Raw genomic sequence first — 22,659 nt, 5'->3', positions numbered from 1 at the left:
TGCAGTGCCGTAGCGCGGATGCTCCCCCACCTCCCTAGGAGACAGACGTGTTCCACCGCCCTGCCGCCCGACGCCGCCTCGCCGCGGCAGCCGTCGCCCTGGGCCTGCTCTGTACGCTCTCCACGAGCGCGTGGGCCGGGGCCCGCGACGCGTCACCGCCCAGCCGCCGGGCGCAGACCACCGCCGTCGCCTCCCGCACAGGCAGTGCCACCGCCCTGTCGGGCTACGCCATCCAGTCGACCGCGAAGGTCACCGACTCCGCGGCTGCCGTCTCCTCCCCGGGCTATCCGGCGAGCGGCTGGTATCCGTCCGGCTCCCGCTCCACGGTGCTCGCGGCGCTGCTGGCGGACGGGAAGTACGCCGATCCGTTCTACTCGACCAATCAGCAGCAGATCCCCAAGGCCGACTTCCAGGTTCCCTGGTGGTACCGCTCGGACTTCACGGTCGCCGACACCTCCGAGCGTACGTATCTGGACTTCAGCGGGGTGATCTCGGCGGCCGACGTCTACGTCAACGGCCGGCAGGTCGCCAAGGCCGCCGACGTGACGGGCGCTTACACCCGCCATGAGCTGGACGTCACCTCACTGGTGCGCACGGGTGCCAACACGGTGGCCTTCCGCATCCAGCCCAACAACCCCGGCAAGAACCTCACCATGGGCTGGATCGACTGGCTGCAGCCGCCGCCCGACGAGAACATGGGGATCGTCCGCGATGTGCTGGTGCGGCGCGGCGGCCCGGTCGCCCTGCGCGACGCGCACATCGTCACCGACCTCGAGGTGCCGTCCCTCTCCACCGCGGACCTGACGGTCAAGGCCCGGGCCCGCAACGACTCGGACTCGCCCGTCACCACCACCGTCTCGGGCAGCATCGGCCCGATCTCGTTCAGCAAGTCCGTCTCCCTGGCCGCCCACGCGACCAAGACGGTCACCTTCGCTCCCGCCGAGGTCCCCGGGCTGCACGTGACTTCACCGAAGGTGTGGTGGCCCGCGGGCATGGGCGGACAGCCCCTGTACACCCTCGACCTCACCGCGTCCGTCGCCGGCCTGGTCTCGGACACGGCGCACGAGAACTTCGGCATCCGCGACGTGAAGGCCCCCCTCAACTCCGACGGCGCCCGGCAGTACAGCGTCAACGGACGCAGACTGCTCATCAGGGGCGGCGGCTGGTCGCCCGACGAGTTCCTTCGCTGGGACAGGACATACGCCGAAGACCGGCTGAAGTACGCGCTCGACCTCGGCCTCAACACCATCCGCCTCGAAGGGCACATCGAGCCGGACGAGTTCTTCGACCTCGCGGACCGGTACGGCATCCTCACGCTGCCCGGCTGGGAGTGCTGCGACAAGTGGGAGGGGAACGTCAACGGCGGCGAGCCGGGCGACGAGTGGACCGCCGAGGACTACCCGGTCGCGGGGGCGTCGATGGCCGCCGAGGCCGCCCGGCTGCGCGACCACCCCAGTGTCATCTCCTTCCTCATCGGCAGCGACTTCGCTCCCGACGCGACGATCGAGAAGTACTACCTCGACGCGCTGAAGGCCGCCGACTGGCCCACCCCGGTGGTCGCGGCGGCCTCCGACAACTCCTCGCCGACCAGCGGACGTTCGGGCATGAAGATGTCCGGCCCCTACGACTGGATCCCGCCGAACTACTGGTACGCCAAGCGCGAGGGCGGCGCCACCGGATTCAACTCCGAGACCAGCGCCGGCCCCGACGTCCCCACGCCCGACACACTGCGCCGCATGATGAGCCCGGCAGAACTCGACACCCTCTGGAAGAACCCGAGCGCCAAGCAGTACCACCGTTCGCCGTCGTCGACCTTCAGCTCCCTGAAGCTCTACGATGACGCGCTGACCGGACGCTACGGAGCGCCGAGCAGCCTCACCGACTACGTGCACAAGGCGCAGCTGGCCCAGTACGAGAACGTCCGGGCCCAGTTCGAGGCGTACGGACGTAACGCCACCGACTCCTCCAAGCCCTCCACCGGGGTCGTCTACTGGATGTTCAACAGCGGCTGGACCTCGCTTCACTGGCAGCTGGTGGACCGGTACCTCGACCAGGGCGGCGCCTACTTCGGGGCGAAAAAGGCCAACGAGCCGCTGCACGTCCAGTACTCGTACGACAACCGTTCGGTCGTCGTGGTGAACAACCGGCACCCCTCCGCGTCCGGCCTCATCGCCCGCGCCACGCTTTTCAATACCGACGGCACTCAGAAGTACGACAAGACCGTCACCGGAGTGACGGTGGGCGGCGACGGCGCACGCGCCACCGCACTCACGCTGCCCTCGTCGGTGAGCGGTCTGTCGACGACGTACCTCGCACGCCTGGTCCTGAGCGACCCCACGGGCAAGGAGGTGAGTCGCAACGTCTACTGGCTGTCCACCAAGCCCGACACGCTCGACTGGGACAACACGGACTGGTACTACACGCCCACGACGAGCTACGCGGACCTGAAGGGGCTGAGCGCCATGGCGCAGGCGCCGGTGTCGGCGACGGCGTCGACGACCTCGTCGGGTGACACGTCGACCACGACGGTCACCGTGCGCAACACGGACGGCGGCAGGACGCCGTCGCTGCTGACGGACGTGCACCTGGTGGACGGGGCGGGCAAGCCGGTGCTGCCGGTGCGGTGGTCCGACAACGAGGTCAGTCTCTGGCCCGGAGAGTCGCTCACCCTGACGGCCACGTACCGGACGACCGATCTGCACGGGTCCCCGCCGCGGGTGCGGGTCTCCGGATGGAACACGCCGGAGCGCACGGTACCGGCCGACTGATCCCACAGGGGTGGGCCGGCCCGGCCCACCCCTGTGGGGTTCAGCTCATTGCTTCAAGACCCGGTCCTCCGAGCCGGGGGCATCTCCAGCACCGGCTGCCGGCTGCCTGGATCCCGCGGCAATCCGAGGGCTTTCTGGCCGGACATGGCGGCATCGTTTCTTCCGACCGGTCCACCTTCACCACCGGGGCACTTTTCGCTGCGACTGAAGTGACCCGATGAATTGCCGAGATGTGTCCACCCGGGGCCCGTAATTTCACCAACTGCATTGACCTGAGCTCCAAGTGGTCCTACCTTTCCGGGGGTTGAGTTCCGGTGATCCCACGGGAGGGTCCATGCCCACGCACCGCAGAGCCGCCCTCGTCAGCCTCGTATCCGCCGTCCTGGCCCTCGGCCCACCGGGGCTCGCCGCTCACGCGCTCGGCACTCCGGGCCCTGCCGCCTCCGCAGACGTCTATGTGGCACCCGGAGGCAACGACCACGCCGACGGCAGCGCCCGGCACCCCGTCCGCACTCTGGACCGGGCCCGGAACCTGGTGCGGGCCCGCGTCGCCGGCCTGCGCGCCGACCTGACGGTCCATCTGGCGCCGAGCACCTACCGCCGCACCGGCCCGCTCGTGCTGGACGCCCGCGACTCGGGGACGAACGGGCACCGGGTGATCTGGCAGGGCGCCGGCGACACGGTCATCAGCGGCGGGCTCCGGGTGGCCGGATGGCACCGGGCCCCGGGGCGCAAGGGACTGTGGGCCGCTCCCGCTCCCCGAGGACTCACCGACACACGGCAGTTGTATGTCGACGGAGTGCGCGCCCAGCGGGCCCGCGGGGCCGTGCCGGTCACGTTGACCCAGACCGCCACCGGCTACACCGCCTCCTCCGACGCCCTCGCCCACTGGAAGCGTCCCGCCGACGCCGAGTTCGTCTACACCAGCGGCGAAGCCCTGTGGAACGTCGAGCGCAACGGGCTCGGCCAGTGGACCGAGCCGCGCTGCCCGATCGCCTCCGCCGACGGTGCCACCATCACCATGGCGCAGCCCTGCTGGGACAACTCCAACAAACGGGTCGAGTTCCCCGACATCCCCGGCCGCACGGTCAGCATGGTCGGCCCCGGCCACCTCACCGACGGCGGCAAGCCGTCGTACGTCGAGAACGCCTACGAACTCCTCGACCAGCCCGGCGAGTGGTACCTCGACAAGAGCGACGACACGGTCTACTACCTTCCGCGCAAGGGCGAGGACCTCGGCCGCGCCGACGTCGAGGCAGCCGCGGCCGAGAAGCTCCTCGACGGACGCGGCACCGCGAACGCCCCCGTCCACGACATCACCTTCCGCGGCATCAGGTTCAGCTACGCGACCTGGTTGACGCCGTCCCGGCCGGAGGGCTTCTCCGAGATCCAGGCCGGCTACACGATCACCGGCGACCGCGGCTGGGCCACACAGGGTCTGTGCCAGTACGTCCAGGGCGGAACCTGCCCCTTCGCCTCCTGGACCAAGATGCCTGGCAACGTCTCCTTCACCCACGACCAGCGCGTGGAGTTCACCGACGACGTCTTCGCCCATCTCGGCGCCTCCGGACTGGAACTGGGCGCGGGCAGCGTGGACTCCTCGGTCGGGGGGAGCGTCTTCACCGATGTGTCCGGCAACGGGCTGGAGATCGGCGGAGTGGACGGACAGACCCCGGCGTCGGGCGTGCGAGTGACGAACAATCACCTCTACGGGCTGCCCCGCGAGTACCACGGCGGTGTGGGCATCCTCAACGGCTACACCCAGCGCACCACCGTCGCCCACAATCAGATCGACCACGTCGCGTACTCGGCGATCTCCATGGGCTGGGGCGGCTGGCCCGACAAGATCGGCGATCCCGCGACCCCGAACCCCAGCCACGACAACGCCGTACGCGACAACCTGGTCTTCGACTACATGCAACTGCTCGACGACGGCGGTGGCGTCTACACCCAGGGCCTGACCGGCACTTCCCTGTCCGACGGGGAGAAAGTCACCGGCAACGTCATCCATGACCAGTGGGGCCTGGGCAAGAGCGTCTACACCGACAACGGCTGCACCTACGAGACCGTCGAGGGCAATGTCCTCTACCGCGCCTCCTACGCCAACGTGGCCTCCCGGCACACCGACTACCGCGACAGCCTCGGCAACAACGACCCCACCATGATCAAGGACAACTGGTGGGAGGAAGGCACCGCTGACGGGGACAACAAGGGCCTGGTGACCAGCGGCAACAAGATCACGGCCGGATTGTCCGACGTGCCGCCGGACGTCCTCGCGAACGCCGGACTCGAACCCGCTTACCGGCACCTGCTGACCCTGCGCGTCGGAGGCGTCTCCGTGCCCGAGGCGCCGGCCCGGGTCGGCACCAGCACGGCGGGCGCCGACGCGCTGTACGTGACCTTCAATCCCACCTTCACGGACGGCGGTTCGCCGGTGACCGACTACACGGCACGGGCGTACAACCCCGCGGGCCTTCAGGTCGCCCAACAGTCCGTCCCCGCTGCCGAGTTCAAGCGGACCGCCCTGCTGCGCATCGGCGGCCTGCCGACGGGCGGCGGACCCTTCACGGTGACCTTGACCGCGAGCAACGACCAGGGCGCCAGTGCTCCCTCGTTCGCCTCGGCACCGCTGAGCCCGACAGCCGCGAGCGCGCTGCCCGCCGCACCGACGAGCCCGAAACTGCGCACCGCGGCCACGGCCGCCACCCTCGCCTGGACACCGCCGACCGCTACGGGTGACGCGAAGATCGTCGGATACCGGGTGACCGTCTCCGACGGACGCGACCCGATCGCGGTGACCGGCCGGGACGTCCTGGTCACCCAGCCCTCCGCCAAGGGCATGTTCCGGGTGATCGGCGGACTGAAGCCCGGCACGGCCTACACCGTGACGGTCGCCGCGGTCACGGCGGCGGGCACCGGCCCCGCGGCCACGGTCAGCGGGACCACGACCGCCGGGTAGCCCACCGACGGCCGGGACCCGAGCGGCCGGAACTCATTGAAGGCGAGGACTCGGTCGGCGAAGGGTCCAATACCCCTCGATCCGGTCCAGCTACGCCGCCGGGTCCGGGCCAGCCCCGTACGCACTATTCGGGCACAGCCAGCTGATGGGAGGCGGACACTGAGGCGGACGGCGCAGTGGTGGCCGCCGCACCGGTGCGCGTCGCGGTGCGCCACGTCCTCAGACGGCACACCGTGGTGCGCACATGGGAGGTGATGGTGCGCGCGCCGGTGAACCCGGGCGTGCGCACCACATCCGGTGCGTCGTACCAGCGCACCTTCCGGCCGAGCGGGCGCGCACGCCCAGCCAGCGGGGGTGAGGATCTTCCCTGCTCCTCGCCGGAGCCCTGCGCGAACTCGACGGGTACGCCGTCGCTCACATGGACGACGAGGAAGAGCACCTCCTGCCCCTGATGGCCGACCACATCACCGCTCAGGAGTGGTCCGAGGTCGGTGAGCGCGGACGCCGCAGCGTGCCCAAGGCCGAACTCCTGATTCTCCTCGGTGCGATCCTGGAGGACGCGACCGCGCAGCAACGGCAGTTGTTCCTCTCGCACATGCCCGCCCCTGCCCGCCTCCTGTGGCGCACGCTCGGCACTCGCCTCTACAAGCATCGACGCCGACGAGCTGCAGAGAACGTACAGGACGGGCTCTTGAGCCCCTGTGATGCGAATCCAGCCGCCCGTGCCGCTGACCCGTATGTGGTCGATGTCGCTCACCGTTTTCTCGGCCACGTTCAGGTCCGTCACAGGGTCGGACCGCATGCAGGTTGATGTGCGCCCCCACCCGCGCGTGCGAATGCATCGGCAGGGGGTCGTCAGGGTGACTTTCGCTGAACTCTCCGATGCGGCATGATTCCCGACCGCACGTCAAGGCGGCGGTCCGACGTGTCATGCTTCGGACCGCCGCTCTGTGCTACTCCCACCTCACGAAGGCATGATCGCCGGTGCCGGTCAGGTGTGGTGTCACCGGACCGGCATAACTGGGCAAGCGGATCTCCGTGCCCTCACTCAGGGCGTCGAGAAGGTCCCGGAACATGTGCGACAGGCTGTCCCACACCTTCACTGGACCCTCCGTGTCCCCAGCGTGCAGGCCGTACAGCACGTTCCCGAACCGGTCTCCCTCACGGTGGTCCAGGATGAGCTTGCCTCCGGTGATGTCCGTGGCGATCGGGACCCATCGGACGTGGAACAGGTACCCGTACACCCCGTCGTAGATGTCTCGCAGGCCGGGGTCTTCCGATTCGTTCTCGTCGACCCATTCGGCTATTGCTTCCTCCATCGTTCGTTGACCGGCACGCATTCCCTCGGCGCCGCGCAGGATGAACCCTTCGGGGAGGATCACGCCGGGACCGCCATGGCCCTTCGTGGCGGTGACCCCGTCGTGACGTCCCAGCCACGTCACCAGATCGGGGTGCAGGGTGAACCGACGGTCGGCGATGGCGTCGATGTCGTCCTGCGCGGCGGGTGGGTTCAGGGCGGCAAGGTCCGCGGGCGCGTTGGCCTCCAGCCAGGCATCGATCCGGGCGAGGACAGCATGAAGGTCGTCGGTCATATGAGAACGCTACGAGTCACGGTGGTGGCGCTGCCATGCACTGATGAGCCTGCGGATGGCGAACTGGATTCGGCTGGGCTGACGTCGGATTGTCGGAGGGCAGGCCGGTGCCCGCTGTGAAGCCGTCGAGGGTGCTGTGCCGGTACTGAAGTCGTTTGGAGCGGTTTCGGACGAGGACTTCGAGCTGGACGAGGGCGACCACGGCGAGGTTGGCCAGACTGCGTTTGACGTGCGCCCATATCTCCTTCCACGGGGTTGAGGTCGGCTGAGTAGGCGGGTGGCAGGAACGCCGTCAGCCATTCGTGCTCGGCGATCAGCTCACGCATGACGCGGGAGACGTGGGCCTTCAGGCGGTCCCACACCAGCACGATCGGCGCTTTGACGAGGTGGCATGCTCGGCCGGGAGCCGGCCACTGAGTGGACTGTGATGTCGTGGTGCGCACCGAGGATGTCCGGCTCCACTCCACCGAGTCGATGCGTCCGCTGACCGGTCCGTGCGTGCCGCGGTGCGTCAGGGGCGGAGGGTCAGCCAGTCGAGCGCGGCGACCCGGCCGCCCCCCTTCGCCACCACATAGAGGGCGTGCGTGCCGGTGATCTCGCCTCGCAGGGTCACCGACTGTTCCTGCCAGCCGCCGGTGCCCGCGACAGGGACCACCGCGGCCATCGGGCCGTTCGCCGCGTCGAGGCGTACCTCGAGCGAGCAGTCGCCGGAGCAGGCGGGCGCGAGACGGAGGGTGAGGCGCCGGCCGCGGACGTTCGCCGAGGGGAAGCCCAGCCGGTCGCCGGAGCCGAGGATGCCGGTGGCCGCCGTGCCGCGTTCCGTTCCCCGCACGGTGGTGGCCTGTTCGGCCTGGAGCGTCGAAGCGGCGTCGGGCCCGTCGCCGTAGAGCCGGATGTCGTTGACGACCCAGGGAGCAGGTCCGCTCGCGGTGAGGGCGAGGCGAAGATAGCGCGCTGTGGTCTGGCGGGGGAGGACCGCGTCCTGGGTGAAGGAGCGGCCCGAGACCCGGGCGAGCGGGTCACCGAAGTGCGTGCCGTCCACACTGACGGACAGGGTGAAGCCGTACGGCTGTCCGCTGGTGTCGCGGCCCGCGTCGAGGGAGAGCCGGCGGAAGGTCTTGCTCTCACCGAGGTCGACGGTGAGCGACTGCCCCGCGGCCTGCGGGGCGACGCCCGTCCAGCGCGTGTTGATATCGCCGTCGACGGTGGCGGAGGCGTCCGTGCCGTCGCTCGCGGTGGCGCTCCAGTTGCCGTGGCGTACCCGTTGCTGGCAGCCGGGCAGGTCGCAGCCCGTCGACCAGAGGGGTGCCCCGTACTCGTAGGCGCCCTGGTCGGGGGCCGCGCCCACGACGTCGGTGGTGATGCCGTCGATCGTCTCGCCCGCGTCGACGGCGGGTGAGCCGGGCGTCAGCCACAGCTCGCCGTTGACGGCATCGGTGTAGCCGGGCCTGTCGCTGATCAGGTTGGAGCGGACCACCGGCAGCGGATCGCCGGTCTTCGTTGCGCTTACGGGCTTGGGCCCCACGATGTTGCTGAAGTACGACCCCGAGGCGTCCGTCGCGCCGCCCAGGGACACGGAGTTGACGTTGATGCCGACGCCGTAGCTGGAGTTGTGGTCCTCGTTGGCGATGCTCGGTCCGGTGTGGCCGTTGAAGAACGCGCCCCGACTGCCCGTGTTCCAGGCGACGTTGTGGTGCAGCCTGAAGTGGCCGGAGTAGTTGTCGACGTAGAAGCCGTTCTGGCCGTCGGCGTCGTGCGCGGTGTTGTGGTCGATGGAGGTTCCTGAGCCGTTGAGGCTGCAGCACACGTAGAAGGGGGAGCCGTCGCGGGAGGTGCGCATCGCTTCGGAGAGGTCGTTGTAGGCGATGCGGTTGTCGTGGAACTCGGTGCCGTTGAGCTGCCAGGCGGTGTCGATCGCTGCCCGTCCGGTGCGCCGGATCGTGTTGTGGGTGACCGTGTGGCCGTTGCCGTTGATCTCGATGCCGGGCGTGTAGCTGCCCATCCAGCCGACGTCGTGGATGTAGTTGTCGGTGACGGTGTTGCCGGTGCCGCGGACCAGGACGCCGTTTCCGGCCGAGCGGCTGATCTCGCTGTGCTCCAGGGTGTTGCCGCTGCCGAGGATCTGGACGCCCGAGTCGAGGATGCGGGAGGCCACGATGTGACCCTCGAAGGGCGGGATGGCGAGGTCGCTGTCGGCCGGCATGGGCAGCGTGGAGAACTCGGAGATGTCGGTCGCGTTCAGGGCGTCCACGACAACGCCTCTGCTGTCGGCGCCTGTTCGCAGGGACGTGCCCCGCAGGTTCAGACCGCGCACGGTGACGTAGGAGCTGTGGCTCAGGTCGACCCCCCACAGCCGGTGCTTGGCGCTCACCGTGTGTCCGGCGAGGCCGCCCTTCGGGGGGACCAGGTACAGGCGGTGTGCGGTCCGGTCGTAGTACCACTCTCCCGGCTGGTCGAGGGCCGCCTTCGAACCGACGAGGTAGTAGTTGCGGTAGGTCTGGTTGCCCATGCACAGCGGCGGGCAGCGGTAGTTGCCGCCGGTGAAGTCGACTTGGCCGGGCGCGGTGGCGGTGACCGTGCCGGTTTGCTGGGCCCAGGGGTTGGAGCCCGCCCACAGGTGGACGGTGGCGCCCCTCCAGTCGGCGTCGGGCAGGTCGGTGTCGTCGATGTGCTGGTCGGTGGAGGTGGTGTCGGCCTCGGCCCAGGTGGCGTTCAGCGGATCGGCGCCGGAGTTGGGCCAACGTCCTTCCGCTGCACGGGTGTTGTCGACGAACACCGCGTTGAAGTCCGGGTCGAGCGGCAGCCGGGTGTCGGTGGCGACCAGTCCGCCGCCGGCGTCCTTCCAGCCGGTCACCGGCTGGGTGCCGTCGACGGTCACCGGGCCGTCCCCGTACGCGGCGAGGGTGATCCGGGCGCTCTCGGTGCCCGAGGGCGGGGTGAGCTGTTCACGGTAGGTGCCGTGGTGGATCAGGCAGGTGTCGCCGGGGCGGACCCGGTCCAGGCAGGCGCCGATGGTGCGCAGCGGACGGCTCTGTGAGCCGGACGCGTGATCGCTGCCTTTGGTGCTCACGTGGTAGGTCTGGCCGGGGGGCGCCGCGTACGCCTGGACCGGCAGGGCCAGCAGCGCGGTCACGGCGGCGAGCACGGACAGGTCTCTCGGTCTCATGTCCCGTCTCCAGTCGTCGGATGTGCGGTGGTCGGAGGGTTCCGCCAGGCTTCTTCCGCTCGAGGTCCGGCCGGGGCGCCGAGCACGGCGCAGCGCAGCCAGTGTTCGCCGGGCGGAAGCCGGCCGTTGAGCACGGGCATCGCGGTGCGGCGCGCGAGGACGTTCGTGCCGGGCAGGCACTCGACGACCTCACCCCGGCGCCGGCCGTCGAGGTCCCGCAGTCCGGTGAGTCCCGCGGGGGCCGACACCCGGGCCTGTGCCGGCCCGGCGCCCCGGTCGGTGGCCGCGTCCCGGTCGACGGCGAAGCCGCCCTCGGCGCTGTGCAGGGCGCGGCCGGTGCGGATCCGGTGGGTGCGTACGTGCCAGGGCGCGGCGGCCGTCAGCCAGGTGGTGATCTCCACGTCGGGCCACGGGCGCCAGGTGCTGAGGACCGTGTCCGCGGTGACGCAGGACCCGGCCGGCTCCTCGCGTACCCGGTAGTGCGCCCCGTCGTCGCTGAGCGCCAGCATCGAGTCGTGGGCGCCCTGTTCGAGTCCGAGGCCGCCGCCGGGCAGACTGAACCCGAAGCGGGAGGAGTAGGCGAACTTGGCGTACTTCTCCGCCCCGTGCCGCACCCACGGGTGGTGCTGGCGGCCGGCGAGCAGGGTGACGTCACCGGAGGCGCGCATCAGCACCGCCCCGGCGTGCGGCTGCGCGCTGACGGCGGGCAGGACGGGCGGCGGCTTCTCCGCCGCCGTCCAGAACGCGTGCCGCTCCGGCAGGGCGAGCGGCAGGAACGCCTTCAGCGACCAGTACGGCGAACCCGGCGCGTTGTACTGCTCGGCGAGCGCCGGCTGGGGATAGCCGTAGCCGATGGACAGCAGGCCGTCGGGTCCGGTCACCGGACGTCCGCGCCACCAGCGCAGGTGGCGCAGCAGGTACCCCTTGACCTCGCCCCAGGGCAGGGCGTCCACACCGGCGAACGGCAGCGCGCCCCAGAAGGCGGCCTGCGCCCAGCGGTAGGTGAGGCTGCGGCCGTAGGGGACGGCGGCGCCGTCGTCGGCGAACCAGTGGCGGAAGTCGAGGGCGAACCGGGCGGCCCGTTCCCGGAAACGGTCGCCGCCGGTGAGGGTGTCGTGCAGCAGCCCGTAGTAGTGCATCGCCCAGGGCACGTAGTAGTCGCGCCGTTCGGTGGGGCCGTCCGCGTACCAGCCGTCGCCGAGCCGGAAGGTCTCCAGGCGGTCGAGACGCGCGGTGGTCAGCGAGTGGTCGTAGGACACCCCGATCCGGTCCAGGCCGAGGCCGACGAGGACCGGGAAGAAGTGCCAGTTGTTGTCGGAGACCTCCCGGTGCAGCGCGCTGAGCAACCACCGTGCCAACCGGTCGCGTTCGGGACCGCTCAGCGGGTCCCACCACTGCTCGGGGGCGAGCGCGAGGGCGAAACCGATGGCGGCCATCTCGACGAGACGCTGGTCGTGGTCGGCCGGCTCGCCCCAGTACTCGGGATGGGCGGGATCACTGCCGTGCGCGAGTCCCCGTGCCCACAACTCGGCGTGCGGCACGGCATGACCGCCCGCAGCCAGGGGTGCCAGGCCCCACAACGGGCGGGCGAACGACTCCAGCTCGGCGGCCGTGTCGTCATGGATCGCGGTGTTCACGCCGAGGCTGACCCGCGCCCGGCCGGCGCTGAAGCGGGGCACGACGGGCGCCACCAGGTCGCGGACGTGGTCGGCGAGTTCGGTGCGTACGTCGCCCATCAGCCCTTCTCCGCCCCGGCCAGCAGCCCGGTGCGCAGGAAGCGCTGGGCGAGCACGAAACCGATCAGCAGCGGCGCGCAGGCCACCAGCCCGGCCAGGGCCGCCTCCGGCTGGTGGATGTCGAGGTCGGCGAAGCCGCTGGAGTTGTTGACCGCGCCCGTCGACTGGAGCAGGGACATGAGGCCGAGCTGGAGGGTGAACGTCCGGTCGTCGGACAGCATCACGAACGGCAGGAAGAAGTCGGTCCAGCAGCGCACGAAGCCGAAGAAGGCGATCAGCGCGATGGCGGGCCGGGCCAGGGGCACCGCGACCGACCAGAACAGCCGCAGTTCGCTCGCCCCGTCCACCCGTCCGGCGTCCAGCAGGCTGTCGGGCACGTTCGCCCGGAAGTGCAGGAAGGCCAGGTAGACGCCGAAGGGGTAGAAGGACAGGGGCAGGATCACCGACCAGACGGTGCCGGTGAGGTCCAGCGCCGACATCTCCAGGTACAGCGGGAGCACCAGGGCGGCGGGAGGCAGGATCATCGTCACCACCGACAGGGTCAGGAGCATGCGGCGGCCGGCGAAGTCGTGTTTGGCGAGCACATAGCCCGCGGGCACGCACAGCAGCAGGGCGAGGGCCACGCTGCCCGCCGCGTAGAGGATCGAGTTGCCGATCCACAGAGTGATCTCGCCGTCGTTGTACGACGTCAGGTGCGACCAGGCGTGGCCGACGTTTCCGAGGGAGCCGAAGCCGAGCGGTGAGCCGGTCATCAGGTCGTCGGCGGTGCGGGTGGGCGCCAGCAGCAGCCAGAGCAGGGGCAGTCCGAAGAAGGCGGCCGCACCGCACAGGAACAGGGCGCGGGTGCCGCGTGACAGAACGGTCATCGTCTCACCGGGAGTCGGAGGAGTCGGTGGCGTACATGTGCGTACGGGTGATCACGATCCAGGCGGCCAGGACACCGACCGCGAGCATGGCCAGGGACAAGGCGGCGGCCTTGCCGAAGTCGCCGTCCTGGGTGGCGTAGACGTAGGCGAGCTGGTTGACGGACCAGGTGGGGCTGATCTGGCCGGGGGCGCCGGTGGACAGCACGGTCGGCTCGACGAACACCTGGCTGCCGGAGGCGAAACTGGAGATCAGCACGAACGCGACGTAGGTGCGGACCATGGGCAGCTTGACGTGCCACATGGTGCGCCACGCCGAGGCGCCGTCGACCTGAGCCGCCTCCAGGACATCCCTCGGGAGCGCGTTGAGCGCCCCGTACAGGACCACGATCCAGCCGCCCGCGTGCACCGCGACGCCCATCACGGTGAGGACGGCGAGGAGGCTCGCGCCGGACAGGGCGTCCGTGGCGCTCCCGACGTCCATCAGCTTCAGCACGGGGGAGAAGGGACTGCTGTCGGGGCTCACCATGAACAGCCACAGCAGGGCCGCGGCCGAGCCGGTGACCGCGCCGGGCAGGTAGTAGACGAGTTGCAGTGCACTCGTGGCGCGGCCGGGGCGGGCGTGCAGGGTGAAGGCGAGGGACAGGACGGTCAGCAGCAGGATCGGCAGCCACAGCAGCAGATACGTCGTCACGTGGGCGGCCGCGTCGCCGAGCCGGTAGTCGCGGAACACGGCCGCCCAGTCGTGCCCGCCGGAGAAGGAGCCGTCGTGGACGAAGGAGGTCCACAGGGCGTATCCGGCGGGCGCCAGCCCGAAGACCACCAGGAACACGGTGTAGGGCCCGACGAGGATCCAGACCGCCGCCTTACGGCCGAGGCGGCGCCGGCGGCGGGGTGCGGCCGGGACCGCGGTGGCCGCCGTGGGGGGACGGGGTGCGGTGAGCGTCTTCATTCGGCCGTGTATCCGCTCGTCCTGGCCGCCGCCTCCAGCTTGTCCTGCCAACTCCGAAGCGCCGCGCGCGCGTTGCCGCCGGAGTCGAAGGCCTTCACGAGGGTGTCGTTGAAGCTGGTCTGCCAGTCCGCCTCGAAACGGACGGCGCCGAAGCCGGGGCGCAGCGCGTTCGCCGCCGCTGACAGGGCGGGCATCGGGTCGGAGGCGTAGTACGGGTCCTTCGACTTGGCCTCGCCCCATTTCTTCGCCGCTGCCGCGAAGGCGGGATAAGTGGGCTGTTCGGACTGGAGGTTCACGTCGGTGGTCATCCAGCGCACCAGGTCCGCGGCGTCCTTGGTGCGTTCACCGGCGTGCGCGGAGACGAGGAGGGCGCCGCCGCCGACCTGTCCGGCGTACGGCTTGTTCTCGCCGGGCCAGGTCGGCATCGGGGCGGCCGCGATCCTGCCCTTGGGCACCTTGAAGGCGGGGCCGAACATGAAGTCGCCGAACCAGGCGGGGGCCGGCAGCATCAGGATCTTCTCGTCCTTGCCGAACTTGGAGAAGGCGGGGTCGATGGGCACGACCGTGGTCACGGCCTTCTCCCGGGCGAGGGGCTGCAGCAGGTCGGCGACCCGGGTGCACTCGGGTCGGGTCAGGTCGATGTGGACCTTGGTGAGGCTGAGGGTGTCGCGGGTGGGGCAGCCGCTGCTGCCGAAGTAGATACCGGCGCCGTACTTGCCGTTGACGGCACCGACGATGGTGCCGGGGTGCTCCTTCGCCGCCTTGAGCCCGGTCCGCTGGTACGCGGCCCAGGTGGTGGGCACGGAGTAGCCGTACCGCCGCATGAGGGTCGTGTCGTACCACAGGACGGTGGGGGAGATGTCGTTGCGCAGGCAGTACGTCCTGCCGCCGAAGGTGCAGGTGTCGAGGGAGCCCGGGGTGAAGCCGTCGCGGACGGACTTCGGGACCAGGGCGTCGAGCGGGGCCGCGTAGCCGAACTTCCGGCCGGCGAGCGTGGCCGCCTCGGCGGGGTTGGCGAGGAAGACGACGTCGGGCCAGCCGTCGCCGGTCCGGTTGGCGAGGGAGATCTTGGTGGGCACGTAGCCCGCGTCCGGCGGGATCGTCACGATCCGCATCTTCAGGTCGGGGTGGTCCTTCTTGTACTGCTGGGCCGCGGGCATGCGGGTGTTGTCCACCCAGACGAGTAACTCCCCTTCGCCGCCGCCCGAACCGCCGCCGGCATGGCCACCGGTTCCTCCGCATCCGCAGAGCACCAGAGCCAGGGCCGCGACCAGGGAAGCCGCGCGCCATCTCTTCATGGGGGACCACCTTTTCACCGGGGAGCCGTATTCCGGGAACGAGGATTGCGATAAGTTTCGCAAAACTCGATCGCCCAGGAAACGTAGGAGATTCATCGGATGACGTCAACGGTTGGGACAAGATCCGAGCAGGGAAGGCGGCGGACACTGGCCGAAATCGCCCAACAGGCAGGCGTATCGGTGTCCACGGTGTCCAAAGTGCTGCACAACAGATCCGATGTATCGGCCGAAACGCGGGCCAAGGTGCAGCGCCTGCTCGAACAGCACGGCTATCTGGCGAAACACCGCCTGTCGGCCACCGCGGCCCCGCCCGGCGGACTGATCGACTTCGTCATCAACGAACTCGACAGCCCCTGGGCGGTGGAACTCATCCGGGGTGCGGAGGACGTGCTCCACGACGCCGGCATGGGCATGGTCGTGTCCTCCACGCACGGCCGCACCAGACGCGCCCGGCAGTGGCTGGACTCCCTGGCCACCCGTCCGACCCGCGGGGCGATCCTCGTGGTGCCCGAGCTGACACCTGAACAGCACGCGGAACTGGGCCGGTTGGGCATCCCCTACGCGCTGGTCGCACCGATCGACGAGCCCGCTCCCGGCACGCCCTGGGTGGGCGCGACCAACTGGCCCGGCGGACTGGCCGCGACCCGCCACCTCGTCGAGCTGGGCCACCGCCGCATCGCGATCATCAGTGGCCCGGAGCGCCGGCTCACCTCACGGGCGCGGGTCGACGGCTACCGTTCGGCACTGACCGAAGCCGGCCTGCCCTTCGACCCGCGACTCGTGCGCTACGGCGACTTCACCCACGGCCTCGCGCACCAACACGCCCTTGAGCTACTGGCGTTGCCCGACCGTCCGACGGCGATCTTCGCGGGCAGTGACCACCAGGCTCTCGGCACCTACCGGGCCGCCGCCGAACTGGGGCTGCGCGTCCCGGTCGACGTCAGCGTGGTCGGCTTCGACGACCTGCCCTTCGCCGACTGGGTCACCCCGCGCCTGACGACGATCCGCACCCCCCTGGCCGACATGACCGCGCTGGCCGCCCGGATGGTGCTGCGCCTGCTGGCCGGCGAACAACCGGAGACGACCCGGGTGGAGGTGGCGACGGAACTCGTCATCCGGGAGAGCACCGCCCGACCGCCGGCGCGGTGAGCGCGGTGGCACCGCGGAAGCGGTGCGTCGCGGGTCGGACCGGCGCGCGTCGACGGCTGCTCGGCTCCCCGCGGTGGCGGTCGCGCGGCGCCGCCGGCGCTCCTGATCACGGAGGAGGGGGAGACGGATGGCGAACATGTTCAGCCACCCTGTGCGCTGCTGGTTCGCGATACGGGGGTTGAGACTGGTAGGCGCGCATGTTCAGGAGTCGCGTATTCGCCGTAAGTGTCGGTCGATCGTCACCCTGCGTCGGTGCTCTCCGGCATGATGATCGTTATGGAGACCGAGAAACTGGTAGACGTCTGGCAGCGGCTTCTCGCCGATCCTGGCAAGTCATGGGTGCTGTTCGAGCATGGCACTTGCGTCGTGCTGACTGCTCCAGATGGAGAGCTTGCTGAACAGGCCACCGAGATCCTGAAGAGGTTTGGCCCGGCGCATGCCGGATCTCCGGCAGGAGACTTTGGGGTGATCAACCTCAAGGACGTCGAAGGATGGGCCGTCACCGGTCATCACAACGACGTCCTCACCTATGTCGGCCCTGACGAGCCTCAGGACCAGTCGGAGATCGCTGTCGGGCTGTTCGGGCGATCGAAGCGTCATCGCGACGGCACCGAACTGCACGTCGTCCATGTTGAGGACAAGCGGGCTTCAGCGAACCTGGGGTAAGCACCTGCGTGTCAGCGGCGGTGATCGCCAGGGGCGTACCGGCTCCACGTTCCTCCGGCTTCGGCGACCAGTCGCGTGGCGGTCTTGTCGTGGTGACCGAGGGCCTTCGCGATCACGCTGCTCGATCTGGTGGGGACGGTGGGGTCAGGAAGGCTTGACCGCCGAGACCGGGGTGACGGTCACCTTGTTGTCACACTCGGCCCACACCCCGTCGTTCAGGGCGACCTGGTGCTTCCCGGAGTGCGGCAGCCCGATGACCATCGTCGGATACGTCACCGGGTCCTTGCCCGACACGCAGTAGCCGTCGGCTTCCCCGTGGACCTGGACGAAGGTCAGCTTCACCCACGCCTTGCCGTGCGGCCGGACCGTCACAGCGGCCGCCGTGCCGGTGCGGGTGACCTTGAGCGGGGTGTTGCGGGCGGGAGAGCCGTTGCCGGCGCCCGCGACCGTCGGATGGCCCTTCAGCACGCACGCCCTCCGGGAGACGTTGGTGAACTGCACGACCGCCGCCCCCGTCCCGGTCCCGACGGGCCGGTGGACGGCCTGCCGGGCGCTGACCTGGAGGGCGGCCGCCGGGCAGGCGGGCGGCGGGGTGGAGGTGGTGGTGCTCGCCGCCATGGCGGTGCCGGGCAGGATGCCGGTCACCGCCGCCGCGACGGCCGTGACCGTCGTCGCTGCCAGAGCCGCCCTGCGAATGCCGTTGCTGTGCCGCATGCTGTCGTCCCCCTGAGTCGTCTCGTCCGCGGGTTTCGGTCGTCGGTTGTTGCCCCGCGGTACGCGTGGTCGTGGTACGTGAGTGCAGACCGGCGGGAGAGCAGCAGGGTTCCGTGCGGCGACCACTTGTGACGGAACGGTGACGGCAGGCTCACTCGCGCTGATGGCCGCCCTCGGGATACGCGGGTGCATCGACTCGCACCGACCGCGCCGTTCCCGACACCTTCTCGCGGAAGATACGGCGGTTCTCCGTCAGCGACAGCCGGCCCTCGGGGGTCGGCATGCCGCCCCGGTGCTCAGACAGCGGCGCACCGTGCGACACAGAGCGTGGGCGCGCTCCAGGGCGGCGGTGTCGTCCGGGCGAAGCCGGAGCTGGGTGCGGTTGAGGTCGACCTGGTAGCGCGTCAGGTCCTCGGTGACAGTCGGGTCCTCGGTGCCCGCCTTGGCGGCGGACACCTCGGCGACGGCTGAGAGCAGGTCGCTCAGCGCGGCCTCGTAGGGCTCGGCGCCGTACAGGCCGCCAGACAGCGGCTCGACATGGGAGAGGACGGGGTCGATGGGAGGCTGCTGGTCGTTCATGCCATTCCTTCCGCAAGGGTGAGGCCGGTGAGGTGGGCGGTCTGGCCCCAGTGGGCGAGTCGCAGGTGGCGTCCGTCGCTCCGCCAATGCGTGACGGAGGCGTTGGGCACCGGCGGCAGCTCGACGGGGACGGGGGCGCCAAGACCGGCCAGCACGTAGCGCAGGGCGATGACGACCGCGTCGTGGGCGACGAGCAGGACGCGACGGCCGGCCGCGGCAGCGGCCAGCTCGGTGGTGAAGTTCCGCACGCGCAGGGCCACGTCGGCAAGCGCCTCGCCGCCGGGCGGCCGGTACGACCACTCGCCCAGCAGGGCCCGGCGCGCGGCCTCCTCGGGGGCCCAGGAGGCCAGCGCACCGGGTGGATGCAGCTCGAAGACGCCCATCTCACGGTCGCGCACCCGCTCGTCGACCAGCACCGGCACATCCGTCGTTGCTTCGGCCATCGCGGCCCAGGTCTGCCGGGCCCGCAGGTAGGGGGAGCACACCACCAGGTCCGGCCCCGTGCCGGGAGTATGGCCGGAGAGCCAGCCGGCCAGCGTCCGGGCCTGGGCCTGTCCTAGCGCGGAGAGCGGGACATCGCTGTCCCGTCCCGCGACCGGAAGGTCGGCCCCGCCGTTCCGCTCGGCCTCGGCGAAGGCCACGTTGGCCGTGCTCTGCCCGTGGCGCACCGCCCAGATCGCGGCCAGCGTGGACGGCGGCAGCAACGTCTCGACGCGCCGACCCTCCTGGCCCGGCACGGCGGCGGTTGGTGCTGCCCCTGATTCACCGTGTGCGTCGTGGTGCGGCACAGCCATACGGCCTCCCGTCGGTTCCCTGACGATCATGACCCGATATGCCGAAACCGGCGGTGACCAGCGCGAGCGTGTCGTGCCGACGAAGGTAGACCGGGCCGACGAGAGCACGCTGGCGAGGCGGGACCTTGCAGCGACGGGCACCTTCACGGGGGACGATGAGCATGGTTACCCAGTGGCCAGGGCGTGCGGGAGGCCGAGTGCGGTTTCGAGTAGACGGGAGGCGCCGAAGGCTTGAGCAACGCACCGCGCAGGGTCATGACGGATGCTGGGGCCTAGACATCGTGTCGAATGGATCCCAGGGGGCTGAAGGCGTGCCGTCCGGGTCCAACCCGAAGGGCCATCGTTGGACTGGTAAGAGCCGCCTGTCTTCTGCCCACGAGACCCATGCGGGGACGTGTAGGGCTGCGGTCTCTCCTGCATTGGCGCACTGGTGCATCAGAGCGTCAGCAGACGCCGAATCGCCTGCGTCTTCCCACATGCCTGCCGCACGGATCAGAGCGATCTGTGAGCCGGCGTCGGCGGCCTGCCGGTAAAGGGCTTCGGCGTCCTTTCGGTTGCCGGCCTTCTGCCTCAGGTCGGCCACGCTCATCAGGGCGCTGGTGTTACCGGTGTTGGCTGCCTGCTGTGCGAGTGTCGCAGCGCCCTCGAGATCTCCGGCTTCTCCCCGTAGCACGGCCAGCCGGGTCAGGGCAGCCCCGGAGCCGGCGTCGGCGGCTTGCCGGTACAAGGCTTCGGCCCCGTCCCGATCCCCGGCCCGGTGCCGCAGTTCGGCCAAGACGACCAGGTCATTCGGGTCGCTTGAGCGAATGCCTATTTCCTTCACGATCGCCGCCACTTCAGCCGGTACCGCGGCCGCGCGGATCTGGTCGAACACGAACGCCGTGTCGGGGGCACGCGGGGGGACGATGGTCACGAAACCCTCCTCCCCGTGCCCGGAAACCCGTCGGAACTGAGCCAGACGGAGCCGGACATCAGTGTTCCCGGCATCAGCTGCCTGCCGGGCCAGGGCCTCGGCGGCTTCCCGCTCTCCAGCCACCTCTCGCATCATGACCAGGCGGCCGAGGCCCTCTGTGGCACCGGCATCGGCGGCCTTACGGTAGAGAATCTCCGCCGCTTCCGTGTCCTCGGCCGCCTCCCACAGCATCCCCAGCTTCACCTGGGCGACGGTGCTGCCCGCGTCCGCTGCTCGCAACCGGAGGTGGTGCGCCCATTCGAGGCGGTGCCGAACCTCTGCTGCTTCGACGAGAGTCTCAAGATCTTTGACAGAGGTGAAGTGGTCGTGCGCTGCGTGCCAGAAGGACGCCGGCGGACACAGCCAGCGGCGAGTCAGCCAGCCGTGTTGTTCAAGGTAGTCGGCGAGCCGGAAGACAGGCCCTGCCGGAAGGGGGCCAGCGGCCGACCGCGAAGGTCCGGGCGGCCGACGTCTGGGGCGAGGAGTGACGCGGTGCAAAAGGGCTTGCTTGCCGTGCACGGGGCGCGCGAGTTCAGCAAAGGCGGCCTCTGCCCAGTCGTCGGCGAGTTGGTCGTAGTCGGCATCGGCGAGGTAGTCGGCAGCGGCCCCAGTGAGAAAGGCCTGCGGGAGATGGAGGCCTGCACCGAGGCGGCGCGCATCCATCGCAGCTGCCAGAACAGCCCTGGCGGCCGGCGTGGCGTGCTCGAAGCGATCCAGGAGCTCGGGCGCTCCGGCAAGGTCTTGCGTGAGGCGTCCATCGGTATGGGTGCGAGTGAGCGCATCGGCCAGCAGCTGGTCACCATCTGCGGCGAGCGCGGCAGCAGTAGCCAGAGCCGGAAGGTCGAAGGTCTCTGGGACAGCCACAGTCCGTGCGGCCAGCAACTCCCGAACCCGGCTGTGCGGGTCCGCTGCCCCAGGCGCGGGCAAAGAGGTGTACTGGCGGAGGTATTCGGGCCAGAGGGTCCCCAGAACCAGTAGCGGCCCCCGCTCGCATTGGGTGAGCAGGGTGTGAACTGCCGCCGCGATCCGCTCGCCGACCTTCGGATCGCCCAGGTAGTGCTGAGCTTCGTTCAGCCACACGACGGTCCGCGGCTGGACGCGGTGCAGGTCCTCCAGAGCGGCCTCGGCCCGAGTCGGGTCGAAGGGGTGCCACAGCCGCCAATCCCTCTCGGCGAGCGGCTGAACCGCCTCCCAACATGCCCTGGTTTTCCCCGTCGATGAGGATCCGACCAGGACAAGCATTCGACTGCGGCCCTCGGTGCAGTCGCGCACCGCGTCTGCAAGGACACGGTCGTGCTCACGCTGAACGTAGGCGGGCAACACCCGCCCTTCAGGCACGCGGGAACCGCACCCGTCCGGACTGGGACCGGCCGGATGCACCTCCAGGTCGTGCGGCTCCCACATGCCGATCAGCTTGCCCGGCGCCAATTCCGACCCCGTCGCTGAGCTGACTTCCTCAGCCGCACGCCGTCGCAGTTCCAGCAGTTCATCCACAGGCAGCTTCAGCACCCGAACCAGCGCGGAAACCGTGTCCGCTGAAGGCACAGGCGCGTTCGGATTGAACGCTTCTGACACCGTCGTGCGCCCCAACCGCACCCGGGCAGCCAACTGGGACTTGCTCAGCCGGGAGTGGGCCAGTGCGTCACTCAACCTCCTGTGCAGCTCGGCCTGCGCCGCACCGCGCTCAATCCGCTCGTCGACCACTTGTGCATGCCCCTCCCAGAAGTCGTCGTGTTCGCCAGTGTTCATCTTCCTACCGGCGAACTCCGGCGAACACCTCTTCCGAGACCGTCAGCCACGTCAACAACCCATAATCTGACGGGAGCTTGCCGTGCCCTCTCTCGCTGTCATCCTGCTCACGACCGCGCTGATCGTCATGGTCGCGCTGCTGGCCGCCGTCGGCGCGGCCAAACTCAGCCGCATCGAGGGCGCCACCTACCCCGCCGCACTCAGGCATGCGGCCACCACGTTCGCTGCCGTGCTCACTCTCGCGGCCGCTGTTACGGCCGCCCTCGCCCAGTGCGCTTCATGACCAGAGGCGGTCGCCGTCCTGTCCGACGTCGCGCAGCACCTCGTCCTCGTCCGTCCCGACAGCGGCGCCACGGTGAAGAGCGCGACGTACGACATCGAGTCCAAGCTCCGGCTCCTCCGGAAACGGCTCCTGGGCGACGCCGACGATCAGGATGGAGGCCGGCAAGCGCGTTTACGCCGACGCCGGACTCCGGCCCGACTGGGACTGCGATGGCAAGGGCTACCTGAACTACGGGTTCACCGGATCCCCCAGCGTCTGCCCCCCCTTCCGGCCACACCCACTGCCTGCCCTTCCGGATGGATGCGGCTGAGGACTCGCCGGCTGTCTGCCGGCCGGGTGCGTGCTCAACGGGTCGGGGTCGACTGCGAGCGGCCGCACCCATCCCCAAAACGGCGCCACCGGCGCTGCGACCAGGGCGACCGGTTCGCCACAGCGTGCC

At 70.0% G+C, this 22,659-nt stretch carries 17 protein-coding genes and 1 pseudogene; 5 read left to right on the top strand and 13 right to left on the bottom strand.

Annotation, left to right across the window (positions count from 1 at the left end):
- The first annotated feature begins 47 nt into the window (after nt 1-47).
- Nucleotides 48-2,768, top strand: coding sequence for a sugar-binding domain-containing protein (locus BG482_RS01680; RefSeq protein ID WP_069766966.1), 2,721 nt, complete (start codon nt 48-50; stop codon nt 2,766-2,768).
- A 334-nt stretch (nt 2,769-3,102) separates the two neighbouring features.
- Entirely contained in the window at nt 3,103-5,727 is a 2,625-nt protein-coding gene (locus BG482_RS01675) for a right-handed parallel beta-helix repeat-containing protein (protein ID WP_069766965.1), read from the top strand.
- A gap of 124 nt (nt 5,728-5,851) precedes the next feature.
- On the opposite strand, the gene BG482_RS01670 is transcribed toward BG482_RS01675, so the two are convergent.
- The 8 genes from BG482_RS01670 to BG482_RS01640 all read right to left on the bottom strand — a co-directional run bounded on the left by BG482_RS01670 (nt 5,852) and on the right by BG482_RS01640 (nt 15,334).
- Nucleotides 5,852-6,514, bottom strand: coding sequence for a hypothetical protein (locus tag BG482_RS01670; RefSeq protein ID WP_069766964.1), 663 nt, complete (start codon nt 6,512-6,514; stop codon nt 5,852-5,854).
- 166 nt (nt 6,515-6,680) lie between these two features.
- Nucleotides 6,681-7,319, bottom strand: coding sequence for an SMI1/KNR4 family protein (locus BG482_RS01665; RefSeq protein ID WP_069766963.1), 639 nt, complete (start codon nt 7,317-7,319; stop codon nt 6,681-6,683).
- Nucleotides 7,316-7,645, bottom strand: a complete 330-nt coding sequence (locus tag BG482_RS40320) for a hypothetical protein (RefSeq protein WP_256096174.1) — start codon at nt 7,643-7,645, stop codon at nt 7,316-7,318. Before BG482_RS40320 ends, BG482_RS01665 begins: the two co-directional genes overlap by 4 nt.
- A 185-nt stretch (nt 7,646-7,830) precedes the next feature.
- Nucleotides 7,831-10,485 (bottom strand): discoidin domain-containing protein, encoded by a 2,655-nt coding sequence (locus BG482_RS01660; RefSeq protein WP_069766962.1) that lies wholly within the window; start codon nt 10,483-10,485, stop codon nt 7,831-7,833.
- Entirely contained in the window at nt 10,482-12,221 is a 1,740-nt protein-coding gene (locus tag BG482_RS01655; protein ID WP_069766961.1) for a DUF2264 domain-containing protein, read from the bottom strand. The genes BG482_RS01660 and BG482_RS01655 overlap by 4 nt, the downstream gene beginning before the upstream one ends.
- A complete protein-coding gene (locus BG482_RS01650) occupies nt 12,221-13,087 on the bottom strand; it encodes a carbohydrate ABC transporter permease (protein WP_069766960.1) in 867 nt (288 codons plus the stop codon). Before BG482_RS01650 ends, BG482_RS01655 begins: the two co-directional genes overlap by 1 nt.
- Before the next feature lie 4 nt (nt 13,088-13,091).
- Nucleotides 13,092-14,036, bottom strand: a complete 945-nt coding sequence (locus BG482_RS01645) for a carbohydrate ABC transporter permease (RefSeq protein ID WP_069766959.1) — start codon at nt 14,034-14,036, stop codon at nt 13,092-13,094.
- Nucleotides 14,033-15,334 (bottom strand): ABC transporter substrate-binding protein, encoded by a 1,302-nt coding sequence (locus BG482_RS01640; RefSeq protein ID WP_069766958.1) that lies wholly within the window; start codon nt 15,332-15,334, stop codon nt 14,033-14,035. Before BG482_RS01640 ends, BG482_RS01645 begins: the two co-directional genes overlap by 4 nt.
- Before the next feature lie 99 nt (nt 15,335-15,433).
- Between BG482_RS01640 and BG482_RS01635 the strand changes: the two genes are divergently transcribed.
- Nucleotides 15,434-16,483, top strand: coding sequence for a LacI family DNA-binding transcriptional regulator (locus BG482_RS01635; protein WP_069766957.1), 1,050 nt, complete (start codon nt 15,434-15,436; stop codon nt 16,481-16,483).
- Nucleotides 16,484-16,747: 264 nt separating this feature from the next.
- A complete protein-coding gene (locus BG482_RS01630) occupies nt 16,748-17,149 on the top strand; it encodes a hypothetical protein (RefSeq protein WP_176741289.1) in 402 nt (133 codons plus the stop codon).
- 144 nt (nt 17,150-17,293) lie between these two features.
- On the opposite strand, the gene BG482_RS01625 is transcribed toward BG482_RS01630, so the two are convergent.
- The 5 genes and pseudogenes from BG482_RS01625 to BG482_RS01610 all read right to left on the bottom strand — a co-directional run bounded on the left by BG482_RS01625 (nt 17,294) and on the right by BG482_RS01610 (nt 21,937).
- Entirely contained in the window at nt 17,294-17,863 is a 570-nt protein-coding gene (locus BG482_RS01625) for a DUF4232 domain-containing protein (protein ID WP_069766956.1), read from the bottom strand.
- A gap of 252 nt (nt 17,864-18,115) precedes the next feature.
- Nucleotides 18,116-18,442: a hypothetical protein gene (locus tag BG482_RS01620; RefSeq protein WP_069766955.1), complete on the bottom strand. Its 327-nt coding sequence runs from the start codon at nt 18,440-18,442 to the stop codon at nt 18,116-18,118.
- Nucleotides 18,439-19,236 (bottom strand): histidine phosphatase family protein, encoded by a 798-nt coding sequence (locus BG482_RS01615; RefSeq protein ID WP_079141497.1) that lies wholly within the window; start codon nt 19,234-19,236, stop codon nt 18,439-18,441. The genes BG482_RS01620 and BG482_RS01615 overlap by 4 nt, the downstream gene beginning before the upstream one ends.
- A gap of 34 nt (nt 19,237-19,270) precedes the next feature.
- Nucleotides 19,271-19,416: pseudogene (locus BG482_RS42215) on the bottom strand (IS5/IS1182 family transposase); the annotation flags it as partial.
- A gap of 73 nt (nt 19,417-19,489) precedes the next feature.
- A complete protein-coding gene (locus BG482_RS01610; RefSeq protein ID WP_256096158.1) occupies nt 19,490-21,937 on the bottom strand; it encodes a hypothetical protein in 2,448 nt (815 codons plus the stop codon).
- An 82-nt stretch (nt 21,938-22,019) separates the two neighbouring features.
- Here BG482_RS01610 and BG482_RS01605 point away from each other — a divergent pair, with 82 nt between their 5' ends.
- The gene (locus tag BG482_RS01605; protein ID WP_069766954.1) at nt 22,020-22,220 is read left to right on the top strand and encodes a hypothetical protein; all 201 of its coding nucleotides are present in this window, start codon (nt 22,020-22,022) and stop codon (nt 22,218-22,220) included.
- The last annotated feature ends 439 nt before the right edge of the window (nt 22,221-22,659 follow it).

It is taken from the genome of Streptomyces sp. LUP30 (assembly GCF_001746365.1).
In the GTDB taxonomy this organism is placed as follows: Bacteria; Actinomycetota; Actinomycetes; order Streptomycetales; family Streptomycetaceae; genus Streptomyces.
Note: the sequence above shows the minus strand (reverse complement) of the source record. Positions and strands in the feature narration are given on the sequence as shown.

Coding starts and splice junctions, on each gene's coding strand:
- BG482_RS01640 (WP_069766958.1), bottom strand. CDS start 15,334: ATGAAGAGATGGCGCGCGGCTTCCCTGGTCGCGGCCCTGGCTCTGGTG.
- BG482_RS01665 (WP_069766963.1), bottom strand. CDS start 7,319: ATGACCGACGACCTTCATGCTGTCCTCGCCCGGATCGATGCCTGGCTG.
- BG482_RS01650 (WP_069766960.1), bottom strand. CDS start 13,087: ATGACCGTTCTGTCACGCGGCACCCGCGCCCTGTTCCTGTGCGGTGCG.
- BG482_RS01660 (WP_069766962.1), bottom strand. CDS start 10,485: ATGAGACCGAGAGACCTGTCCGTGCTCGCCGCCGTGACCGCGCTGCTG.
- BG482_RS01655 (WP_069766961.1), bottom strand. CDS start 12,221: ATGGGCGACGTACGCACCGAACTCGCCGACCACGTCCGCGACCTGGTG.
- BG482_RS01630 (WP_176741289.1), top strand. CDS start 16,748: ATGATGATCGTTATGGAGACCGAGAAACTGGTAGACGTCTGGCAGCGG.
- BG482_RS01620 (WP_069766955.1), bottom strand. CDS start 18,442: ATGAACGACCAGCAGCCTCCCATCGACCCCGTCCTCTCCCATGTCGAG.
- BG482_RS01645 (WP_069766959.1), bottom strand. CDS start 14,036: ATGAAGACGCTCACCGCACCCCGTCCCCCCACGGCGGCCACCGCGGTC.
- BG482_RS01625 (WP_069766956.1), bottom strand. CDS start 17,863: ATGCGGCACAGCAACGGCATTCGCAGGGCGGCTCTGGCAGCGACGACG.
- BG482_RS01635 (WP_069766957.1), top strand. CDS start 15,434: ATGACGTCAACGGTTGGGACAAGATCCGAGCAGGGAAGGCGGCGGACA.
- BG482_RS01610 (WP_256096158.1), bottom strand. CDS start 21,937: ATGAACACTGGCGAACACGACGACTTCTGGGAGGGGCATGCACAAGTG.
- BG482_RS40320 (WP_256096174.1), bottom strand. CDS start 7,645: ATGCGTGAGCTGATCGCCGAGCACGAATGGCTGACGGCGTTCCTGCCA.
- BG482_RS01675 (WP_069766965.1), top strand. CDS start 3,103: ATGCCCACGCACCGCAGAGCCGCCCTCGTCAGCCTCGTATCCGCCGTC.
- BG482_RS01615 (WP_079141497.1), bottom strand. CDS start 19,236: ATGGCTGTGCCGCACCACGACGCACACGGTGAATCAGGGGCAGCACCA.